This is a genomic window from Sphingomonas flavescens, from assembly GCF_030866745.1.
In the GTDB taxonomy this organism is placed as follows: Bacteria; Pseudomonadota; Alphaproteobacteria; order Sphingomonadales; family Sphingomonadaceae; genus Sphingomicrobium; species Sphingomicrobium flavescens.
Map to the genome: position 1 here is coordinate 1,224,180 of NZ_CP133016.1, position 19,499 is coordinate 1,243,678.

Sequence of the window (19,499 nt, forward strand, 5' to 3'; positions counted from 1 at the left end):
CGTGCCAACAACCCTTCGGATCGCCCTGCTGGCAGGGCTTCTTGCGCTGCTGTCGAATCTCGCGGTCATTGGATTCATCTATTTGCGCACCAACGACCAGGCTGTGGCCACGGTGCGCCAGCAGGTGGTTGAGCAGGGCAAGGTTCTGTCTGACGTTTACCGTTCAGGCGGTCAGCCGGCGTTGGATGACGCGATTGAAGACACGATGACCTACGCAGACCCGCAAACGGTCATCACGCTTCTGTCCCCGCAAGGACAGCAGATCAGGGGCAATATCGAGCCATCCTCGGCAAGCTCGCTGCCCCGGCAGGACGGGTATCAGCACGCTTTGGTTCGGGTGAAAGGCCAGACCACGCCGCATGAAGCAGCGCTGATCGCCTACCGGTTACCGACCGATCAATGGCTGCTCAGCGGTCGACTGGCGGGCGAAGCCTTCGCGCTGCGCGAAACGCTTGAACGATCTTTGTTCATCGCGCTCATCGTCGCCGGTCTGCTTGGCCTGTTCTGCGGTCTCATTCTCGCCAACTACGTGGGGCGCCGAGTGGGCGAGATCGCCAGCGTCGCCGACCGGATCAGTGCGCGCGACCTATCGCAGCGGGTCCCACTATCCGGTACCGGCGACGCGTTTGACCGCCTTGGCGTCCAAATTAACGCCATGCTCGATCGCATCACGGGGCTGATGGAAGAGTTGCGGCTGCTGACAGACAGTCTGGCGCACGACCTGCGGTCGCCAGTCAGCCGCTTGCGCTCGGCCGCACAGGCGGCTGCCGAAACGACCGACCCGGGCGAACAGGAAGAAAGACTGGGCAGCGTTGTCCGCCAAGCCGATTCCCTGATGCGCATTCTCACGGCCGTTCTGGAAATCAGCCGGTCTGAAGCCCTGACCGGGCGCAATCAGTTCAACTGGTTCGACTTGGGTGAACTAACGGCGGAACTCGCGGAGATGTATGATCCTCTTATCGAGGAGCGCGGAGCCGCGCTGGAATTCGAGCGCCCGGCACGAACCATACCGTTGTTCGGCCACCGCCAATTGCTCGCACAGGCGATCAGCAATCTCGTCGAAAATGCTATTCGATACGGGGCTGATGGCGGCAGTGTTCGAATCGGGATCACGCCCGGCGAGCGAGAGATCAAAATTGAAGTCTCCGATAGGGGGCCCGGCATTCCGGCCGATCGCCGGGCCGAGGCCCGCCGCCGTTTTGGACGCTTGGATTCCAGTCGCTCGGAGGAGGGTGCCGGGCTTGGCCTCGCGCTCGCTGAATCAATTGCGCATCTCCACCAGGGCAAGCTGCTGCTAGAGGACAATTCACCTGGCCTGCGCACCGTTCTGTTGCTCCCGGTGATCACTGGCGACAACGGACGCGGCTAAGGCTGCGACGAGCGCCGCACGCCGTCGACGAACCGCGCATCCGACCGCTTGCCGAAACGTTTCTCCCTCAGGGCAGCTGGCCCTCAGTCAGGAGAGAGTAAATGGCACACGGCTACATGCGCGAATATGATGAGGACTACGATCGCGATCAGATGCACGACCGCGACACTCAGCGCGATGATTTGCGCAATCGCGACTTCATGATGAACGACCGAAACCGCAGCTGGGACGAGAATCGCAACCGCGATTCAATGCGCAGGCAGGACGATATGTCCCGACCGCGCAGGCCTTGGAGCGATAGTCGCGAATGGTTCGGCGGCGACCAGAATCGCTCATCGCGGAGCCACGGTGCCAATCAGGACGACCATTACCGCAGTTGGCGCGACAAACAGATGGAAGCGCTCGACCGCGACTATGCGGACTATTGCCGCGAGCGTGAGCAGCAGTTCCATAGCGACTTCGACACATGGCGAAGCCAACGCCGCGACAGCGTCCAGCCGCTGCGCACCGGTATGACGCAGACTTCGACCGGCACCAATCCCGAGGGGATGCCGGACATTACGACGGATTTGGATACGTCGTCACAGGCCCAGCCGGCAATGGCCGACGCAGCGTTCGGGACGGCACCGAACCGGAACCGTCGGTAAGACTTCCTTGGGAGCGCGGACAAAACGGTCCGCGCTTCCTTATCCCTCGATGATGACCTTCGTGCCGAGCTTGGTGACCCCGTAAAGCTTCTGCGCGAATTTCATTGGAAGACGAATGCAGCCGTGACTGGCGGGATAACCAGGGTTCGCGCCACCATGGAACGCGATGCCGTAATCATCGATGCGCTGCATGAATGGCATCGGCGCGTTGTCGTACTTCTTTGAACGGTAGAAAGGGCGTTTTTCGAGGATCGTCCAGTTCCCGTAGGGCGTGATGTGCCCGGTTTTGGCACTAGACATGCTCGACGCACCAAGAAGCTTTTCGCCCCGGTAGACGTAAGTCATCTGCGTCAGCAGATCGACGACAATGCGCGTGTCTCCGGCCGCCGGGGCCTCCGTAGCCCAGACGAACTCACCCGGTTTCAGACCGACCTTGTTGAATTCCGCGACCATGTCCTTGTGGGCTTGCGGCGCATTGCCCAGCGTCCAGCGATACGGGACCTCGTTCGAAACCGACGGGCCGGCCTTTGTAGCCGCCATCTGCGGTGCCGACGCGGTCTGACAGCCAGCCAAGGCCATCGCGACGATCAGGGTCGCCGCCTTAGTAAATTTCATCAATTCCCCGCACCTCACCTTTGCCCACTTGCGAACAGCAAAAATGGACCGGAAGAGTCAATCCATCGTTTAACGCCAAGTTGCTGTTAACAGGCGCGATTTACCGGCTGGGGCGGAATTTGCTGGTCGATTTCCAGGCTGGTGCGGTCGGCTGATCAGCCACTCGCTCCACCAATGCGTAAAAGAACCGGTTGAAATCTTCCGCCGCTTTCCAGTCCATCGGCTGGTTCAGATCGTCCTGCGGCTTGTGATATCCGGTGCGATACCATTGCCGGTAAATTTGCTCGCTTCGCGAACCGGGGCGATAGCCGAACACGAAACCGGTTGCCGGAATACCCGCCTGCATGAACGGCCAATTGTCGGACCGCCGCAGCAAGTTGCGCTCCGGCTCGGGGTCGTGTCGCACGGCGATCCCCAGGCCGCCGGCCACCGCGCGCACATCGTCTCCCAGCGTGGAGTCATCGAGGGCGTGGACCGTGAGGATCTCAAGCGGGAAGATGGGGCGCAACTGGTCGAGGTTGATATCTGCGGCGATGCCGCTGAGCGGCGCGGTCGGATGCTTCACGAACCAGCGCGAGCCGAGCAGGCCCTTTTCCTCGCCGGAAACGACGGTGAACAACAGCGGTCGGCGGTATGCCTGCGCACGACGGCGCTCAGCGAGGCGGATGAGGAGGGCGACATAGGCCGCATCGTCCAAGGTGCCGTTGTAGAGCCGGTCGCCATTGACCGGCGTGCCAAAGCCGTAGCCGTCCAGGTGGGCGGTCAAGGCGATCGCCTGGTTGGCGGCGGCGGGATCGCGGCCGGGGAGCATGGCGAGCACGTTTGACGAGGCGATATCGCGCTCGCGGGTGGCGAATTGCGCCCTGAACTGCCCGGAAACCGCAAAGGTGGGCAGCGATTTGCCAGCACTTCCGGCCGCAATCAGTTGGATCGCTTTCGGGCCGACGACCTTGGACAGCGAGGCTGCGTTCAGCGTGAACTTCAGGAAAGCGTCGGGCTGCGCCGGATCGTCGGCCAGGGTCACCGAGCGCGCATAAGCGAACGGCCAGCGCGGGGGTTCGACGATAAAGCCGGGGTCGGCGATGGTCATGATGCCCACCGCGCCGGCGGCGCGGACGGCGGCTTCACGCGCGGCGGCGTCGGGCAGACCTTCGCGGTGAGTGCCGTGGCAGATGACGATCTTGCCGCGAACTCCCGCTAGCTGATCGGTGCCGCAGTAGCCGGCGTATACCAGTTCAGCGTTAACTCGCTGCGGCATGCCAGGACCGACCCCAACCGTGAGGTCGTACAGAAACCGCAAGGGCCGCCCGCCTACCGAGATTTGCACGCTGGTAAGGGCGATCTCGTGCATCGGCACGCGCTGGAACCAGCCGCCGTTCTCGCCCGCCGGCTTCAGCCCCGCCGCGGCGAACTTGCGCGCGACAAGCCGGGCGGCGCGTTCATAAGCGGCTGAGCCGGTATCGCGCCCTTCCATCGAGTCATTGGAGAGCTCCGCGGTCGTCGCCCACCACGCGCGCGTATCAGGGTCGAGCTTCGGCGGCGCCGCGGCGATGAGCGACAGCGCGGAGAGCGTGAGCGCGACCCTTATTCCCATTCAATCGTTCCCGGCGGCTTGGAGGTGTAGTCGTAGACGACGCGGTTGATGCCCTTCACCTCATTGACGATGCGGGTCGCGACGCGGCTGAGGAAGGCGGCGTCGAAGGGGTAGATGTCCGCCGTCATGCCATCGAGCGAGGTGACCGCGCGCAGCCCGCAGACATAATCGTAGGTTCGGTAGTCGCCCATCACGCCGACCGTGCGGACCGGCAGCAGCACGGCAAACGCCTGCCAAATGGCGTCATAGAGCCCAGCGTTGCGGATCTCCTCCAGGTAGATCGTGTCGGCTTTGCGCAGGATATCGCACTTGTCCTGCGTGACTTCGCCCGGGATGCGGATGGCGAGGCCCGGGCCGGGAAACGGATGGCGGCCGACGAATGCTTCCGGCAGGCCAAGCTCGCGGCCCAGCTCACGCACCTCATCCTTGAACAGCTCGCGCAGCGGCTCGACGAGCTGCATGTTCATGCGCTCGGGCAGGCCGCCGACATTGTGGTGACTCTTGATCGTCACCGACGGGCCGCCGGTGAAGCTGACGCTCTCGATCACATCCGGATAAAGCGTGCCCTGCGCGAGGAAATCGGCGCCGCCGATCTTCTTCGCCTCGGCTTCAAACACGTTGATGAACTCGGCGCCGATGAACTTGCGCTTCTTCTCGGGGTCGGTGACGCCTTCGAGGCCACCAAGGAAGTCGGCGCTGGCGTCCACGTGGACGAGCGGGATGTTGTAGCTGTTGCGGAACAGCGAGACGACCTGCTCCGCCTCCCCTGCCCGCATAAGGCCGTGGTCGACGAATACGCAGGTCAACTGCTCCCCGATCGCTTCGTGGATCAGCACCGCCGCCACAGCGCTGTCGACGCCGCCCGACAGGCCGCAGATCACGCGGCCCTTGCCGACCTGCGCGCGGATGTCAGCAATCTTGGCGTCGCGGAAGCTGGCCATCGTCCAGTCGCCCGCGCAGCCGCACACGTGGCGGACGAAATTTGCAAGCAGCTTCCCGCCGTCGGGCGTATGCACGACCTCGGGATGGAACATCAGGCTATAGCGCTTCTCCGCCTCATCAGTGGCGATCGCGTAGGGCGCGCCCTCGGAACGGGCGACGATTTCGAAGCCGGGCGCCAGCGTTTCGACACGGTCGCCGTGGCTCATCCACACCTGATGCTTGTCGCCGACGTCCCACAGGCCATCGAAGAGCGCGCTGGGCGCAACGATATCGATGAACGCGCGACCGAACTCTCGCTGGTCTGACGCGACGACCTTGCCGCCAAGCTGCTGGTGCAACGTCTGCTGGCCGTAGCAGATGCCGAGCAGCGGCAGCCCACTGTCAAACAGCACTTGGGGCGCACGCGGGCTCTCAGCGTGGGTCACCGAGGCCGGGCCGCCCGAGAAAATGATGCCCTTTGGCTTCAGCCGCTCGAACGCTTCCTCCGCGGCGCTGAAGGGCGCGATTTCGGAATAGACGCCGGCCTCGCGAATGCGCCGCGCGATGAGCTGCGTCACTTGGCTGCCGAAGTCGACGATGAGAATGGATTCGGTGGGCTGGACCGTCATGGTGGGCGATTAGGGAGGCGACCGCAGCGAGTAAAGCCGCTGGGTGTGTCCGCCGCGGGCACAGCCTACTGTATTCGGTAGTCAGGCAGGCTCCCGCTTTCGCGCCAATAGCGGTTGAGGCCGACCGCTTCCGTAAGCCGGTCGAATCGAGCGTCGGTCCGCATGCCCGCGGTGGAGGGAAGGAACAGCAACCTGCTACGCCTTTCATCCAGCGTTACAGCAGGGGCAGCGCCATCACGTGGCGCAAAGTCTGGAATGCTAAATCCAGCCGAGGTGAACAAAGCACCGGCATAATCGAACGCTGCATCCAATTGGCGCAGCAGTACCGCCAACTGGATACCGACCGTTGCGGCGCTGACGCTTTTCCTCACGTACTGGTTCAATTGGGCCTTGACGCTGCCGACCGCGGACGCTCCACCGGTCAGCGAGGCCCGTGCGGCCGCAGTAGCTACCTGCAGAAAGTCCTCATCAATTGAATCCGGTCGTCCTTGCGTATCTTCCGCTAAAGCGATTGCCGTCGTCGCCCTTCCCGAGTGCAGCGCCATGTCGAAGCGCTGCCGCCAGATCGCGGGGTGACTGCCATAGATACTGGCAGCCTCTTCGATCAGTCGATCTGCCTCATCGGGTTTACCGGACGCCCAAAGAGCCTGGGAATGCCACAGGTACTGAAACGCAGTCGGCGCCGTGCCCTTCAGCCCGCCGAATAACCGAGCCGCTTCCGCAAAGCGACCGACATCGCCAAGCAGCAACCCCAGGCTGTAGTTGACCAGAAATTTGCCGGGCTGAGCTTCCTCCGCTTTGCGAAACTCTTGTTCCATCAGCGCCCAATTTCCGCGCAGGGGACGAGCATAGGCCACACCAATGCGTCCGTAGGCATTGTGGGGGTCCAGGCTCAGGGCTCGCTGACCTGCTTCGCGCGCACGCTGCCACGTCGCTGCTCGCTCGGCCCCAGACAGGCCGTGGCCTCGATCTCCGTACGCACAGGACAGAAGGCCCCAGGCATCCGCATAAGTCGGGCTGATTTGGATGGCCCGGCGATAGAGACCGATCGCCTGTGCGTTGCTGTCACGCGTGCCCTGCGTCCACGCCTGCCAAGCCTGGGCCAGCAAAGCCTTCACCTCGGCTGGCGGCTCCTTGCCAATCACGAGAAACCGCCAGATTCCACCTCCAGCTGCGACCGCCGCCAAGCCTATGGTACCGCCGGCAAGTATGCGGCGGCGGGTGGTGTGAACCATGGGCCGCGCTGTCCCCGAAGGTGACGAAGCGCTTCCATCGATCACAGCTGCAATGGCTTCCTCGAGACGATTGCCGGATCCAGAGGGCGCCGAAAGATCCACCGTCTGATATTGACGGAATCCCAGCGGCGGCGGTGTTCCATCCAGCGTCACGGGCACCATGCGTCCGCGATCGCGCCCAGCCGCGGCTTCATCCTTCACCCAGTCGCTTTTGATCGAGTGCGCCGACCATAGCACGATGACGACGTCCGCAGCCTCGAGCGCCTGTTCGATCTCGCTTGCGAACTGCCGTCCGCCCTTGATGTGGCGGTCCCACCAGACGCTGTGCCCGCTGCGCTCCAGCAGTGCTGCGACCGACTCCGCTCGGGTCTCGTCGCGCCGGTCATAGCTCAAGAAGATCTGTGCCATGTGGAGCCCCCAACCCCACGAACATTAACGCCGGCACCAGTCTCCGCAACTTGCCCGTGATTTGCGCACTTTGCGGGGAGGCCGGCGACGGCAGCATAAAAAATGCGCCGGAGCCTTTCGGCCCCGGCGCACGTGTTTCGCTTAGCTAGGTCCGCTTAGTAGCGACGATAGCCGTACTGCGAGTAATCGTACGGCGTGTAGTTGCCGTAGCCGTAGTTGGCGCTCTGCCGATACAGATTCACGTCGCTGATGAAGCCGCGATAGTCAGTCTTGCACTTCCAGGTCATGTCGACCTGGCCCTGACCATAGCCGCCATACCGGCCGCTGGTCGCAACACCGCGGACGGTCAAACCACCGTTCCCGCGGGGCTCGACGCTGCTGATGCCGAGCACGCGCCCGCCACCATAATTGTTGTAGCCATAGCCGCCGTAGCCGCCGCCCAGACGCTGCTGAACCGCAGCCGCGCACTGGTTGACTGCAACCTGGCTGTTGGCGCCGTAGCTGTTGTAGCCATAGCCGCCGCCAAGCACCTGGTTGATCACCTGGCCCACGACGTTGCCGCCGTTCGGATAGCCGTAGCCGTAACCCGGGTAATATTGTGCCGCGGCAGGAGCCGCTGCGGCCAGGCCAGCAAACGCAATGCCGGCCGCCGCAATCTTCGTGAACGCCTTCATGGCAATTCCTCTCATTCCCTGTTCGCCGGCACAACGCACGACGACCCATTAGGTCGCCTTATCGTTACGGGATTGCACCGGCCCTGAACCGGCCGTTTGCTGCGGTTAAGCTTCGTCGTCCGCCGGCGGCGGCGCATCCCAATGCTTCAGCTTGCGATGGCGGTTCCACAATTCCATCGGCCGATCTTCCTGCCAGCCCAGCGCGACGGCGAGCGCAGCATCATCGTCCGCGGCTTCAAACTCGCGGAAGTGATCGATGTGGCCGCTGAAGCGGTCCAAGAAATACAGGCGATAGTAACGCAACCCCTGTCACCCCCCGGTGGCAGACGCCTGTCTAACACTTATCCCCAGCCCCGCCGAGTCAATTAACAGCGCGGTAGGTTAGGGCTTTAGACCCGTGAAATAACCGAGGAAGGCGTACACGTCCGAATATTCCTCGATGATCTTGGTCACCGGCTTGCCGCTGCCGTGCCCCGATCGCGTGTCGATGCGAATTAGATGCGGCGCATTGCCGACGTTGGGCGTGTTCTGCAGCTTCGCGATATATTTGAAGCTGTGGCCCGGCACGACGCGATCGTCGGTGTCGGCGGTCACGGCGATCAGCGGCGGGTAGGCCTTGCCGCCCTTGATGTTGTGATAGGGCGAGTAAGTCAGGAGCGTTTTGAAGTCGGCTTCCTGATCCGGGTGGCCGTAATCGTCGACCCAGTAACGGCCGGCGGTGAAGCGATCAAAGCGCAGCATGTCCATCACACCGACGCCCGGAGAGACGGCATCGAACAGGTCCGGACGCTGGTTGGTGACGGCGCCGATCAACAGGCCGCCGTTCGAGCGGCCAATTGCGGCGAGGCCCTTGGGCGCGGCGATGCCGTTGGCTTTCAGATATTCGCCGGCGGCGATGAAGTCGTCGAACACGTTCTGCTTGTTAGCGAGGCGTCCGGCGTCGTGCCACGGATTGCCATATTCGGAGCCGCCGCGGATGTTGGCAACGACGAACACGCCGCCCTGCTCGACCCAGGCGACGTTGGCCGGGCTGAAGCTCGGCGTCACACTGATGTTGAAGCCGCCGTAACCGTAGAGCAGCGTCGGCGCGGGGCCGGTGGCTCCCTTCTTGCGGACGACAAACATCGGCACCTTGGTGCCGTCCTTCGAGGTGTAGAAGCGCTGCTCGACCGAGATGGCTTCCGGATCGAAAGTCAGTTTGGGCACGGCCCATTCGCTCGCCTGGCCGGTCGCGGCATCGTAACGGTAGATGGTCGCGGGTCGGTTGAAGCTGGTGAAGGCGAAGAAGGTCTCAGGGTCGGAGATCTTGCCGTTGAACCCGGATACGGTGCCGATGCCAGGAAGCGCGATGGTCGAGTGCCGGTCACCGTTGAGACCGTAGACGCGGACTTCGGACTTGGCGTCGACGAGATAGCTGGCGATCAGCTTGCCGCCGATCAGGCTGACGCCGTCGAGCGCCTGCTTGCCTTCCGGGATGACGGTGACCGGCGCGATGCGGCGGATCGCGTCGACGGCGACCACGCGCTTGAGCGGTGCGCCTTCGTCGGTGGAGAAATAGAAGCGGCTGCCTTCGTTGCCGACGAAGTTCCACTGGTTCTTCATGCCGGTGAACAGGGCGATCGGCTTCATGCCCGGCTTGCGCAGGTCCATGACGTGGACATCGTTTTCGTCACCGGCGAGCGAGGTGGAGATGACCAGCCAGCGGCCGTCGTCGCTGACCTGCGCATAGTGGCTGAACTTGGGATTTGCGGGCGTCGAATAGATTAGCCGGTCGGCGGACTGCGGAGTGCCCAGCTTGTGGAAGTAGACCCGGTGATTGAGCGTCGCGTTCTGAAAGGTCTTGCCGGCGGCGGGCGCCGGATAGCGCGAATAGAAGAAGCCGCTGCCGTCCTTTGCCCAAGATACGCCGCCGCTATATTTCAGCCACTTGAGCTCGTCAGGCAGGATCTTGCCGGTGGCGACGTCCATCAGCCGGACGGTGCGCCAGTCGGTGCCGCCGTCCTGGATTGCGTAGGCGAGCAGCTTGCCGTCGTCGCTCGGCGTCCATTCGGCGAGCGCGGTGGCGCCATCCTTGGACCAGCCGTTCGGGTCAATGAGCTGACGAGCGTCGCCCTTGGCGCCGTCGCGGACGTAGAGGACCGACTGGTTCTGCAGCCCGCTGTTGCGCGTGTAGAAGTAATGCGCGCCCTTCTTGTCGGGGATGCCGAAGCGTTCGTAATCGTAGAGCGCCGTCATCCGCTGCTTGAAGATGTTGCGCAGCGGCAGCTTCGCAAGGAAGGCGTCGGTGACCTGGTTTTCCGCAGTGACCCAGGCTTCGACCTGCTTGTCGTTGCGGACGTCGTTTTCGAGCCAGCGATAGGGATCAGCGACCTTTACGCCGAACTGCGTATCGACGACACTGCCGGTGGGTGCGGCGGGGTAAGTGATGGCGGGGGCGGTTTGCGCGGCAGCCGCTGTCGGCAGGGTCATGATCGATACGCTCGACAGGAAAACGGCGGCCAGAACACGACGCATCAACTCCACTCCCCGGATAAACGAAAGGCGCCAACTGCTAGCAGCGGCGCCATCGTTTACTCAAGCGAGTGTTCGACGAACCGTCTTAGGCAGCCTCAAACTCTTCCGCGTTCTGGACCGGGCCCGAATCCTGGCCCTTGGCCGAGACGTCGCGGTCGACGAATTCGATAACCGCGATTGGGGCGGCGTCCGACGAGCGGATGCCGGCCTTGATGACGCGGGTGTAGCCGCCGTCACGGCCAGCGTAGCGCGGCGCGATAACGTCGAACAGCTTGGTCAGCTGCGCGTCGTCCATCAGGCGCGACTGCGCGAGGCGGCGGTTGCTGAGCCCGCCGCGCTTGGCCAACGTGACCAGCTTTTCGACATAGGGGCGCAGTTCCTTCGCCTTGGCGACGGTGGTGGTGATCTGCTCGTGCTTGATCAGAGCAGCAGCCATGTTCCGGAACAGGGCAGCGCGGTGGCTCGAGGTGCGTTGAAGCTTACGTCCGCCAACACGATGGCGCATGGGTCAGTCCTTTCGTTCGTCTGGGGACCGTACGAGGTATCCCCGGCCACGCAGCTCTTGGGGCGGCTGCGCTTTGCCCAAAAATGACAACGGCGAGCACCAAGCCCGCCGGACGCCTGCCCTCAAGCGGATTTGGCGCGGTTCGTCAAGGTTCGCGAGCCGAGCCGGACGACCAGCGACGACAAGCGACGATGGCTAGCGTGATGGTAGACCGAGCGTTCGTCGAGCTCACGGCACAGGCGCCGGTGCGCTTCCGCGAGGTTATGATACGGCAGGCCCGGCAACAGGTGGTGCAGCGCGTGGTAGCGGAGGCCAACCGGCGCCCACAGTGCAGGCAGCGTGCCTGGTGGCGGCACGTTGACGCTGTCGAGATACTGCGCGGTGACGCTCATTGGTTCGCCGTCATTCTCCCAGAGGTGAGCGACAAGAGTGCGAACTTGGTTGAGGAACATCGTTCCCGACGTCACGGCGAGGAAGATGAGGAAGGCGCGGAGCGGAACGATGCCGGTTGCGACCATCGTCAGCAGTGCGATTGCCCAGAGCGAGCAGGCAATCTCCATCACCTTCCAGTCGCGCGCGAACTGGCCCGTTGGCATTTGGCGGCGGAAGCTCGGATTGATCTGCAGGCCCGAATAGCGGGCAACGACGATCTGCCGCAGGCGCGGCGAAAGCAGCGATAAGGGCGCGAGGATGGCGAAGCGGATGAACAGGCCGATCGGCGCTAGCGCGGCGGCAATCAGGAAGACTGGCAGCGTCCATGGCTTCATTAGCGCGAGCGGCAGATATTCGGGATCGTCCGCGGTGCCATAATAGGTCTTGCCGTGGTGCTGGTTGTGAACGCCTTCGTACATGAAGCTCGGGATCAGCAGCGGCACCCCGATGAGCACGTTCCAAGTCAGGCGGAATCCGCGCACCGCACCCTTTTTGATGTGCGTCAGCTCGTGGATGAACGAGCCGGCGCGGTAGAGCGCGAGCACGGATACGAGGCCGCTCAACACGGAGACCCACGTCGGACGCGCGACCATCGCCGCGAACAAAGCCGCGTAACCGATGGCAGCCGATCCGATCATGTCCGCCCAGTAAATGCGGGAGTCCGGCACATTGAGATCGCGCGTGAGGCCCGCCGCGGCTTTCAGCATGGCGGCATCGTCCTTCGGGCGCGCAGGAACCCGCGGCGTGGAAGCCGCACCGGTGCGATCGCGAATAAGGGTCGCTGAAGTGTCCATCGGTCCGCGTGAAGTGTCTCTAATGCCATCAGATAATGGCGCGAATTGGGCGTTTGTAGGGTTCACTGGCGCAACGACCGATGAACGGCTAGCCCATGCGGCCATGAACAGCAGCGCCGTCACCATCCGCCCCGTCCTGACCAAGAAGGACCGCAAGGCCTTCGTCGACTTCGCCTGGGACGTCTACAAGGTCGATCCCGCCTGGGTGCCGCCGCTGAAGGACGAGGTGCATGGCCTCATCACGCCCGGCAAGAATCCGTGGTTCGAGCACGCTCGCGCCCAGCTGTGGCTAGCGGAGCGCGGCGGCAAGGTCGTCGGGCGCATTAGCGCGCAGGTCGACGAGTTGGTTCAAGAGCATATGGCCAAGGGCACCGGCCAGTGGGGCATGTTCGAGGCGCTCGATGGCGAGGCAGCAGCAGCTTTGATCGCGACGGCCGAGGATTGGCTACGCGCGCAAGGCATGAAGACGTCGATGGGCCCGATCAGCCTGTCGATCTGGGACGAGCCGGGTTTGGAGATCGAGGGTTTCGCGGAATCACCGACCGCGATGATGGGTCACCACCGTCCGGAATATCAGTCGTGGATCGAGGCCGCGGGCTACGGCAAGGCCAAGGACCTGATCACTTACGCGCTCAACATCGAGCATTGGGAAGACCCGATGATCGACCGCCTCATCGCGACCGGCGAACGCAATCCGCGCATTCGCATCCGTGAAATCGATAAGTCGAAATTCGCGGAGGAATCGCGGCTCATCCTCAACCTGCTCAATGAGGCATGGTCGGACAATTGGGGCTATGTCCCGCTAACCGAATCCGAGATCGCCTACGCAGGCAAGAAGCTGAAGCCGATCATCTTCAACGAGCTGGTGAGGGTCGCCGAGCTCGACGGTGAGCCGGTCGCCTTCATGTTGACGATCCCGGACATCAACGAACTAACCAAGGACCTGAACGGTGAGCTGTTCCCGTTCAACTTCATCAAGCTGCTGTGGCGGTTGCGCAAACCACGCACGCGTCGGCTCCGCGTACCGCTGATGGGCGTCGCGAAGAAGCTGCACGGCAGCCGCCTGGCCAGCCAGCTCGCTTTCATGATGATCGAGTTCACCCGCCGGGACGCGGTGACCAAATTCGGCGCGAAGGAAGGCGAGTTCGGCTGGATCCTCGAAGACAACAAGGGGATGCTGTCGATCGCGCAGCTACCCGGCGCATCGGTCAACCACCGCTATCGGATTTACGAAAAAGCGCTGTGAACGAGGCGAAGTGAGACTTGACTGACGAGTCCCGTCCGCATCGGTTTGGTCTTGGGTCGATCATGGGGATCGTCCTCGTCGCCGTGATCGGCGTGCCGAGCGCGTGGCTGGTGTGGAAGTTCCACGGCTTGCCACTGCAACCCATCCACCCTGCGAAGGCCAGAGTGGTTGCGATCGCGCCCACGTTTGGACGATCGCCCCGGCAATGGATCATCATCCGGAACGCTCATGGAACGGGCAGCGTATCCGTGCCGATCGGGGATAATCATTGCAGTATCGGTGACGTGGTTACGGTCAACCAGCGAGGGACGACACTGAGCCCGCAGCCAACGACCTGTCGGTGAACGGAGCTTAAGTCAGCTCCACCCAGGTCGGCGTATGGTCCGAGGCTTTCTCCTCGCCGCGTACCCATTTGTCGACGTCGGCGCCGGTGAGGCGGTCGGCGGCCTCCGGTGAGCAGAGCAGATGGTCGAGGCGAAAGCCGAGGTCGCGCTGCCAGCAGCCCGCGGTGTAGTCCCAGAAGGTGTACAGTTTCTCTTCGCTCGGGTGGTAGGCGCGTAAAGCGTCGGTCCAGCCCTGGCTGACCAAGCGGCGCCAAAGTTCGCGCGCGGCAGGCTGCATGACGGCGTCATGCTGGGTAGCCTTGACGGAAAAGACGTCGCGGTCCTCCGGGACCACGTTCCAGTCCCCACAGAGAACAACGGGGCGCTCGGTCTGCAACAGCTCATCCGCGTGCTCGAGAAGCCGTTCCATCCAACGGATCTTGTAGTCGAACTTCTCGGTGCCGACCGGGTTGCCGTTGGGCAGATAAATGGACGCGACGATCAGGTCACCGACCTCAGCCTCGATGTACCGGCTGTGTGTATCGTCAGGATCGCCGGGCAATCCCATCCGCCGCAGCTTCGGCGTATCGCCGCGGGCGAGGATCGCGACACCGTTGAAACCCTTTTGCCCGTGCCAGACGGCGCCGTAGCCGGCCGCCTCGATATCGGCGATCGGCAGCGATTCATCCGCGCATTTGAGCTCCTGCAAACAAACGACGTCCGGCTTGGCGCGGTCGAGCCATTCGAGCAGCCGCGGCAGGCGCGCGCGGATGCCGTTGAGATTGTAGGTAGCGAGCTTCACCGAACCCGCTTAGCGGGCCGCGCCTAGACGGGGAAGCGCGCGTATCCGCGCTGCGTCACGCGATCGACGCAGGTCCGGTAATCGTCGTAGTCCTTGTCGCCCGGGCGCACGACGCCGACAGCCTTCTCCTCGTCATCATCATGCGGAAGCAGCACGATCGGCAGCGATGCCGGCGTAAGTTGCGCGCCCTCGCCCGACGCCAGGGTCAGCAGAATGCCACTTAGCCACCGTCCCGAGGGGCGGTTGAGCAAGGCGATCCGGTACTGCCCCTGCCAGATCGTCACCAAGTAAATGGCGCCCGATATGTTGGGAAAGGAAACGAAGCCCTTCTGCTCGAACTCGCGGTCGGTCCGGGAAGCTTCGCTGAAGACGAGATGACCTTCCGCGTCATTCCAGCTGATCGAGGTCAGATAGGCGAAAATCGCACCGGCTTCGCTGAAGGAGGGCCGCAGCGTCAGATACCTGCCTTCCAGCCATTGCACCGCCGGCCGAGCATAAGCCCCCATGGTGTCCGGTGCGAACAGGCGCATGTCCTGGGGCATGGTGACCGGGGCGCGGAGCTTCGTGCCGAGCGCATCCTCCAGTCGAATCACCGTTGCCAGCGTGAAGGGGCGCCGGCCGGCAAGCGCTTTCTCCAGCGTCGACAGGCTCACCTTGGCTTCGTCCGCCAGCCACTGCCGTGACAATCGCCGGCGCGCGAGCTCCTCGCGCACGATCGTCGCGACTGACTCGCTATTCTTATTGCTCAGCTCGTGCTGCATGATTGCCCCAGAATCAGTGCGCACATCTCCGCACATTTCCGCACATCTCGTCAACTGGCTGGACACTCCCGGCACAACGCGACGGCGATTTCCAAACACTGCCTGTGGCGGCGGCGGGGCGACAGGCAGATATGCGGCGCAACGCTAAACCACCGCGAACTTGTGAAAGGGGCAACATGTTCATCAGTCGCGCGAAAACCGGGTTTGGTGGCATCATCACCGTAAGCGCGGTGCTGTTCGTCACCCAGCTCATCCAGGGCATTCAGGCATTCACGCTATGAGTCCGCTCTGGTCAGATTTAGCGCTCGCACGCGCCGCCTGGGCCAAGGCCGAAGGCAACGATTCGGCCGAAGGGGGTAAGGTTAAGCCGCATCAGGCACCCCGTTCTGACGCGACAAGCCGCCCAGCGCGGCGCGTGCTTCATCCCCGCTTGAACAGTTTCGCGCTGTAATCAGAGGTTTTCATGATCCCGAAACTCAGCAGCGGAGCGCTGGCGCTCGCGCTTGTCCTCTCGCATCCCGCAAAAACCGCATCGCCGGAGCCAGACCTGGACACCGTTCGGGCCGCGACCCAGCGGTTTAAGGACGTCAAGGTCGCGCTTGCCGAAGGCTACGTCCGCGATCCGTCCGACATGTGCGACACGGCCACCAACATGGGTCGTCCGGCAAGCCTTGGCGGAATGGGTATTCACTTCTTCCGTCCCGACCTTCTCGGCATCAAGGGACCGCCAAACCCGCGGGTGAACGGCAACGGCACGCACACGGATTTCACCAAGCCGTCGGTGCTCATCTACGAACCGCAAGCTGACGGATCGCTCACGCTGGTCGCGGTCGAAAACCTGGTGTTCAAACTGGCGTGGCGAGAGGCGGGCCATAATGCGCCGCCGAGCTTCCATGGGGTCGCGTACGACCTGATGGAAGACAATCCAGCGACCAAGGTCGATGAGGCGCACATGTTCGAGCCGCATTACGACCGACACGTCTGGCTGTTCCGCGACAATCCCAACGGGGTGTTCGCGCAGTATAATCCGAAGGTGAGTTGCGCGGCCCACAAGCCGGCCATGGCAGGTGCCATGAGCCACCATGACGCGGGGCACTAGACGGAGAAGCTGGATCCGCAGCCGCAGCCCGACTGGGCATTCGGGTTGGTGACTTTGAAGGCAGCGCCGCCGAGATCCTCGACGAAATCGACCGCCGAACCGCGGACCAGCTCGAGGCTCATCGGGTCGACGACGAGGCGAACACCGTCGGTCTCGGCAACCTGGTCGTCGGCTTCCGGCGCGGACGCGAGTTCGAATTTGTAGGTGAAGCCCGCACAGCCGCCGCCATCGACCGCAAGTCGCAGGATGGCCGGCTTGGCCTGCCGCTCGGCGATCCAGGCCACGCGGCGTGCAGCGCTAGGCGTCAGGATAATCTGAGGTTCGGTCACAAGCACGAAATAGGAAGCCCGGTTGGGCCGAACAATATCAGTGGCCGCCGCCGGGGCCGCCCATGGCCACTGCGTCCATCGACGCCGCACCCGAACGGCGCTGCATCGCAAGAACGTAATCGGTCGATTTCATGAAGGGGATCGGGTTGACCGCGCGACCGTCGATCCGGACTTCATAGTGCAGGTGGTTGCCGGTCGAGCGTCCGGTGGAGCCCATTCGCCCGACTTGCTGGCCGCGCTTAACGTGATCGCCCGCCGAGACGAGGACCGCCGACATATGGCCATAGCGCGTGGTGATGCCGCGTCCGTGGTCGATCTCGACCAGATTGCCGTAGCCGCCGCTGTTCCAGCCGGCGCGAAGTACGACACCATCGGCGGTGGCGTAGATGGGCGTCCCATAGGCGCCGGACAGGTCGATGCCGGGGTGCATGGCCGCGGCGAATTTGAAGGGATCCGAGCGGACACCGAAGCCGCTGGTGAACGTCACGCTGGCGCGGATCGGCTTGTCGGACGGGACGGCAATGACGCCGTCCTGCAGCTGATCGAGCTTCTTCCAGCTGTCGAAGAGCGCCTTGAAGCTGGCGTTGGCAACGCCCTCGAACGGGCCACCGACACCGGTCGGGCTGCCGACGCGAGCGGGGCTGATGCCTAAGCGCTTCAGCTCGGCGGCGGTGACCTGGTAACGGACGTCAAGTGCCTTCGCGACGAGCGCGGCCTGCTCGAGCTGCGCTTTTTCCACGCGAGCGAGCGGGCCTTCATTGCCGAGCTTGCCGCTGGCGGCAGCAGCAACCAAGGAGGGATCAATCTTATGGCCGGCAAGCGCGGCTTCGATAATCGCCTGGCGGCGCTCAATCATCTGCGCGCGCGCTTCGGTGGCCGCCGGCAAAGCAGCCGCCGCCGGGGCGTACGGGCGGGACAGCAGTTGGCCAGTTGCGTAGCTTGCCCATCCCACGATGGTCAGCAGAACAACGAAAAACACCGCCTGAAGCGGTGCGGAAATCCGGAAGCGGCGAAGCTTCGTGCCGTCGTGAATGAAAAAATCGCGATCGCGAAACAGGCCGGTCGTCGTGGCCAGAAGTTGCGTCATGCGTCCCGCTCCACCATCGGGATGCGCAAACAGGCGCACCGCCGAATGTCCCAAATCTAAAGGAGCTCCCCAGCCCCGCCGTCCGCGCGAATTGCCCCACCGCGCTCCGGCCCGACAGACACTGCTTTCGGATGGTTAACAAATTCAACCGCAATCGACCGATCGCGGGACGAGTCGTCAGGACGACACGGTGAATGGAAGATTCTCGGAGCATCCCGCCCCTCTTCTCGTCCAAGCGAAAGCGAAAAATCCGGATTTCCGCGAATCTTTCGCGCTGCCTTGCGAGCGCCGCAATCAACCGTACAAGCGGCCTCGGGCCACGCCGTCCCAACGCGGCGCGTGCTCTCTGCGAGGAGAGTTGAAATGGTTGAACGTCCCGCGGCGCGTCCTGCGCGTCCATATTTCTCGTCTGGTCCCTGCGCAAAGCCGCCGGGCTGGTCACTATCTTCCTTCGATATCGAGGCGCTTGGACGCTCGCATCGCGGCGCCATCGGCAAAGCGCGGCTGGCGGAGGCGATCGAGCGCACGCACGCGCTGCTCCAGCTTCCGGCGGATTACAAACTGGGCATCGTCCCCGCTTCCGACACCGGCGCCATGGAAATGGCCATGTGGGCGCTGCTCGGCACGCGGCCAGTGACGATGCTGGCATGGGAAAGCTTCGGCGCGGGGTGGGTCACCGATGTCGCGAAGCAACTGAAGCTGGATGCTGACATCCGGACGGCGGATTATGGAAAAATTGCCCGGTTGGAGGGCATCGATCCGGCAAGCGACATCGTCTTCACCTGGAACGGGACGACGAGCGGCGTGCGGGTGCCCGATGCCGATTGGATCGCCGCGGATCGCACCGGCCTTTCTATCTGCGATGCGACGTCGGCCGCCTTCGCGCAGCCGATTGATTGGCAAAAGATCGATGTGGGCACATTCAGCTGGCAAAAGGCACTTGGTGGCGAAGCGGCGCACGGAATGATCGTGCTTTCGCCGCGCGCGATTGAGCGGCTCGAGGGCGAGCCTGCTCCCCGCCCGCTCCCGAAGATCTTCCGCCTGACCAAGGGTGGCAAGCTCATCGATGGGATTTTCCACGGCGAGACCATCAACACCCCATCGATGCTGTGCGTCGAGGACTGGCTGCATGCAATCGGGTGGGCCGAGCAACTCGGCGGTCTCGACGCATTGATCGCGCGCGCAAACGCCAATGCACAGGCGCTGGACGCGTGGGTCGCGGAAGCGGCTTGGATCGAGCACCTCGCAACCGATCCGGCGATCCGATCGAACACGTCGGTATGTCTGCAATTCAGCGATCGAAGCGATCCTGAAACAAACACCAAGCGGCAGAAAGCGATGGCGAAGCTGCTGGAGCAGGAGGACGCCGCTTATGACATCGGCGCTTACCGGGACGCGCCGCCGGGCCTGCGAATCTGGTGCGGTGCGACCGTGGAAACCGCCGACATCGACGCACTCGGGCCGTGGCTCGATTGGGCCTGGGAGATGACGAAGTGAGCAATGCAGTTAACGTCC

19 protein-coding genes are annotated in these 19,499 nt (G+C 63.3%); 6 read left to right on the forward strand and 13 right to left on the reverse strand.

The features are described from left to right. Position 1 precedes the first annotated feature (1 nt). Positions 2-1,369 (forward strand): sensor histidine kinase, encoded by a 1,368-nt coding sequence (locus tag QU596_RS06260; protein WP_308517802.1) that lies wholly within the window; start codon positions 2-4, stop codon positions 1,367-1,369. A 101-nt stretch (positions 1,370-1,470) separates the two neighbouring features. Then, positions 1,471-2,016: a hypothetical protein gene (locus QU596_RS06265; RefSeq protein ID WP_308517803.1), complete on the forward strand. Its 546-nt coding sequence runs from the start codon at positions 1,471-1,473 to the stop codon at positions 2,014-2,016. Between the two features lie 39 nt (positions 2,017-2,055). Here QU596_RS06265 and QU596_RS06270 read toward each other — a convergent pair whose 3' ends face one another. From QU596_RS06270 to QU596_RS06310, 9 genes are all read right to left on the reverse strand, one after another. Further along, complete coding sequence (locus tag QU596_RS06270) at positions 2,056-2,631, reverse strand: L,D-transpeptidase family protein (protein WP_308517804.1); 576 nt, start codon at positions 2,629-2,631, stop codon at positions 2,056-2,058. A 100-nt stretch (positions 2,632-2,731) separates the two neighbouring features. Then, positions 2,732-4,225, reverse strand: coding sequence for a M28 family peptidase (locus tag QU596_RS06275; protein ID WP_308517805.1), 1,494 nt, complete (start codon positions 4,223-4,225; stop codon positions 2,732-2,734). Further along, on the reverse strand, positions 4,216-5,775 hold the full coding sequence (gene guaA / locus QU596_RS06280; protein ID WP_308517806.1) for a glutamine-hydrolyzing GMP synthase: 1,560 nt from the start codon (positions 5,773-5,775) through the stop codon (positions 4,216-4,218). Before guaA ends, QU596_RS06275 begins: the two co-directional genes overlap by 10 nt. A 65-nt stretch (positions 5,776-5,840) precedes the next feature. Next, positions 5,841-7,418: a toll/interleukin-1 receptor domain-containing protein gene (locus QU596_RS06285; RefSeq protein WP_308517807.1), complete on the reverse strand. Its 1,578-nt coding sequence runs from the start codon at positions 7,416-7,418 to the stop codon at positions 5,841-5,843. A gap of 155 nt (positions 7,419-7,573) precedes the next feature. Continuing rightward, positions 7,574-8,092, reverse strand: a complete 519-nt coding sequence (locus QU596_RS06290; RefSeq protein ID WP_308517808.1) for a hypothetical protein — start codon at positions 8,090-8,092, stop codon at positions 7,574-7,576. 105 nt (positions 8,093-8,197) lie between these two features. Continuing rightward, complete coding sequence (locus QU596_RS06295; RefSeq protein ID WP_308517809.1) at positions 8,198-8,395, reverse strand: hypothetical protein; 198 nt, start codon at positions 8,393-8,395, stop codon at positions 8,198-8,200. 78 nt (positions 8,396-8,473) lie between these two features. Then, a complete protein-coding gene (locus QU596_RS06300) occupies positions 8,474-10,606 on the reverse strand; it encodes a prolyl oligopeptidase family serine peptidase (RefSeq protein WP_308517810.1) in 2,133 nt (710 codons plus the stop codon). 85 nt (positions 10,607-10,691) lie between these two features. Further along, on the reverse strand, positions 10,692-11,111 hold the full coding sequence (rplQ, locus tag QU596_RS06305; RefSeq protein ID WP_308517811.1) for a 50S ribosomal protein L17: 420 nt from the start codon (positions 11,109-11,111) through the stop codon (positions 10,692-10,694). 122 nt (positions 11,112-11,233) lie between these two features. Further along, the gene (locus tag QU596_RS06310; protein WP_308517812.1) at positions 11,234-12,337 is read right to left on the reverse strand and encodes a fatty acid desaturase family protein; all 1,104 of its coding nucleotides are present in this window, start codon (positions 12,335-12,337) and stop codon (positions 11,234-11,236) included. A gap of 103 nt (positions 12,338-12,440) precedes the next feature. Here QU596_RS06310 and QU596_RS06315 point away from each other — a divergent pair, with 103 nt between their 5' ends. Continuing rightward, entirely contained in the window at positions 12,441-13,583 is a 1,143-nt protein-coding gene (locus QU596_RS06315; protein WP_308517813.1) for an N-acetyltransferase, read from the forward strand. A gap of 17 nt (positions 13,584-13,600) precedes the next feature. Next, a complete protein-coding gene (locus tag QU596_RS06320; protein ID WP_308517814.1) occupies positions 13,601-13,927 on the forward strand; it encodes a hypothetical protein in 327 nt (108 codons plus the stop codon). Positions 13,928-13,934: 7 nt separating this feature from the next. Here the strand turns inward: QU596_RS06320 and xth are convergent, their stop codons facing one another. Then, the gene (gene xth / locus QU596_RS06325; RefSeq protein WP_308517815.1) at positions 13,935-14,708 is read right to left on the reverse strand and encodes an exodeoxyribonuclease III; all 774 of its coding nucleotides are present in this window, start codon (positions 14,706-14,708) and stop codon (positions 13,935-13,937) included. A 23-nt stretch (positions 14,709-14,731) separates the two neighbouring features. Then, a complete protein-coding gene (locus QU596_RS06330; RefSeq protein ID WP_308517816.1) occupies positions 14,732-15,469 on the reverse strand; it encodes a helix-turn-helix domain-containing protein in 738 nt (245 codons plus the stop codon). Between the two features lie 463 nt (positions 15,470-15,932). Here QU596_RS06330 and QU596_RS06335 point away from each other — a divergent pair, with 463 nt between their 5' ends. Beyond that, positions 15,933-16,568, forward strand: coding sequence for a hypothetical protein (locus QU596_RS06335; RefSeq protein WP_308517817.1), 636 nt, complete (start codon positions 15,933-15,935; stop codon positions 16,566-16,568). On the opposite strand, the gene QU596_RS06340 is transcribed toward QU596_RS06335, so the two are convergent. Together QU596_RS06340 and QU596_RS06345 are read right to left on the reverse strand one after the other, a co-directional pair. Continuing rightward, the gene (locus tag QU596_RS06340; RefSeq protein WP_308517818.1) at positions 16,565-16,897 is read right to left on the reverse strand and encodes a HesB/IscA family protein; all 333 of its coding nucleotides are present in this window, start codon (positions 16,895-16,897) and stop codon (positions 16,565-16,567) included. The genes QU596_RS06335 and QU596_RS06340 overlap by 4 nt on opposite strands. Positions 16,898-16,934: 37 nt before the next feature. Beyond that, complete coding sequence (locus QU596_RS06345) at positions 16,935-17,984, reverse strand: M23 family metallopeptidase (RefSeq protein ID WP_308517819.1); 1,050 nt, start codon at positions 17,982-17,984, stop codon at positions 16,935-16,937. 363 nt (positions 17,985-18,347) lie between these two features. Between QU596_RS06345 and QU596_RS06350 the strand changes: the two genes are divergently transcribed. Beyond that, entirely contained in the window at positions 18,348-19,481 is a 1,134-nt protein-coding gene (locus tag QU596_RS06350; RefSeq protein ID WP_308517820.1) for a phosphoserine transaminase, read from the forward strand. Positions 19,482-19,499 lie beyond the last annotated feature (18 nt).

What these genes read in the sequence shown, in the direction of transcription:
- QU596_RS06350 (WP_308517820.1), top strand. Translation starts at nt 18,348, where the DNA reads ATGGTTGAACGTCCCGCGGCGCGTCCTGCGCGTCCATATTTCTCGTCT.
- QU596_RS06270 (WP_308517804.1), bottom strand. Translation starts at nt 2,631, where the DNA reads ATGAAATTTACTAAGGCGGCGACCCTGATCGTCGCGATGGCCTTGGCT.
- QU596_RS06335 (WP_308517817.1), top strand. Translation starts at nt 15,933, where the DNA reads ATGATCCCGAAACTCAGCAGCGGAGCGCTGGCGCTCGCGCTTGTCCTC.
- QU596_RS06330 (WP_308517816.1), bottom strand. Translation starts at nt 15,469, where the DNA reads ATGCAGCACGAGCTGAGCAATAAGAATAGCGAGTCAGTCGCGACGATC.
- QU596_RS06300 (WP_308517810.1), bottom strand. Translation starts at nt 10,606, where the DNA reads ATGCGTCGTGTTCTGGCCGCCGTTTTCCTGTCGAGCGTATCGATCATG.
- QU596_RS06285 (WP_308517807.1), bottom strand. Translation starts at nt 7,418, where the DNA reads ATGGCACAGATCTTCTTGAGCTATGACCGGCGCGACGAGACCCGAGCG.
- guaA (WP_308517806.1), bottom strand. Translation starts at nt 5,775, where the DNA reads ATGACGGTCCAGCCCACCGAATCCATTCTCATCGTCGACTTCGGCAGC.
- rplQ (WP_308517811.1), bottom strand. Translation starts at nt 11,111, where the DNA reads ATGCGCCATCGTGTTGGCGGACGTAAGCTTCAACGCACCTCGAGCCAC.
- QU596_RS06315 (WP_308517813.1), top strand. Translation starts at nt 12,441, where the DNA reads ATGAACAGCAGCGCCGTCACCATCCGCCCCGTCCTGACCAAGAAGGAC.
- QU596_RS06290 (WP_308517808.1), bottom strand. Translation starts at nt 8,092, where the DNA reads ATGAAGGCGTTCACGAAGATTGCGGCGGCCGGCATTGCGTTTGCTGGC.
- QU596_RS06310 (WP_308517812.1), bottom strand. Translation starts at nt 12,337, where the DNA reads ATGGACACTTCAGCGACCCTTATTCGCGATCGCACCGGTGCGGCTTCC.
- QU596_RS06265 (WP_308517803.1), top strand. Translation starts at nt 1,471, where the DNA reads ATGGCACACGGCTACATGCGCGAATATGATGAGGACTACGATCGCGAT.
- QU596_RS06345 (WP_308517819.1), bottom strand. Translation starts at nt 17,984, where the DNA reads ATGACGCAACTTCTGGCCACGACGACCGGCCTGTTTCGCGATCGCGAT.
- QU596_RS06275 (WP_308517805.1), bottom strand. Translation starts at nt 4,225, where the DNA reads ATGGGAATAAGGGTCGCGCTCACGCTCTCCGCGCTGTCGCTCATCGCC.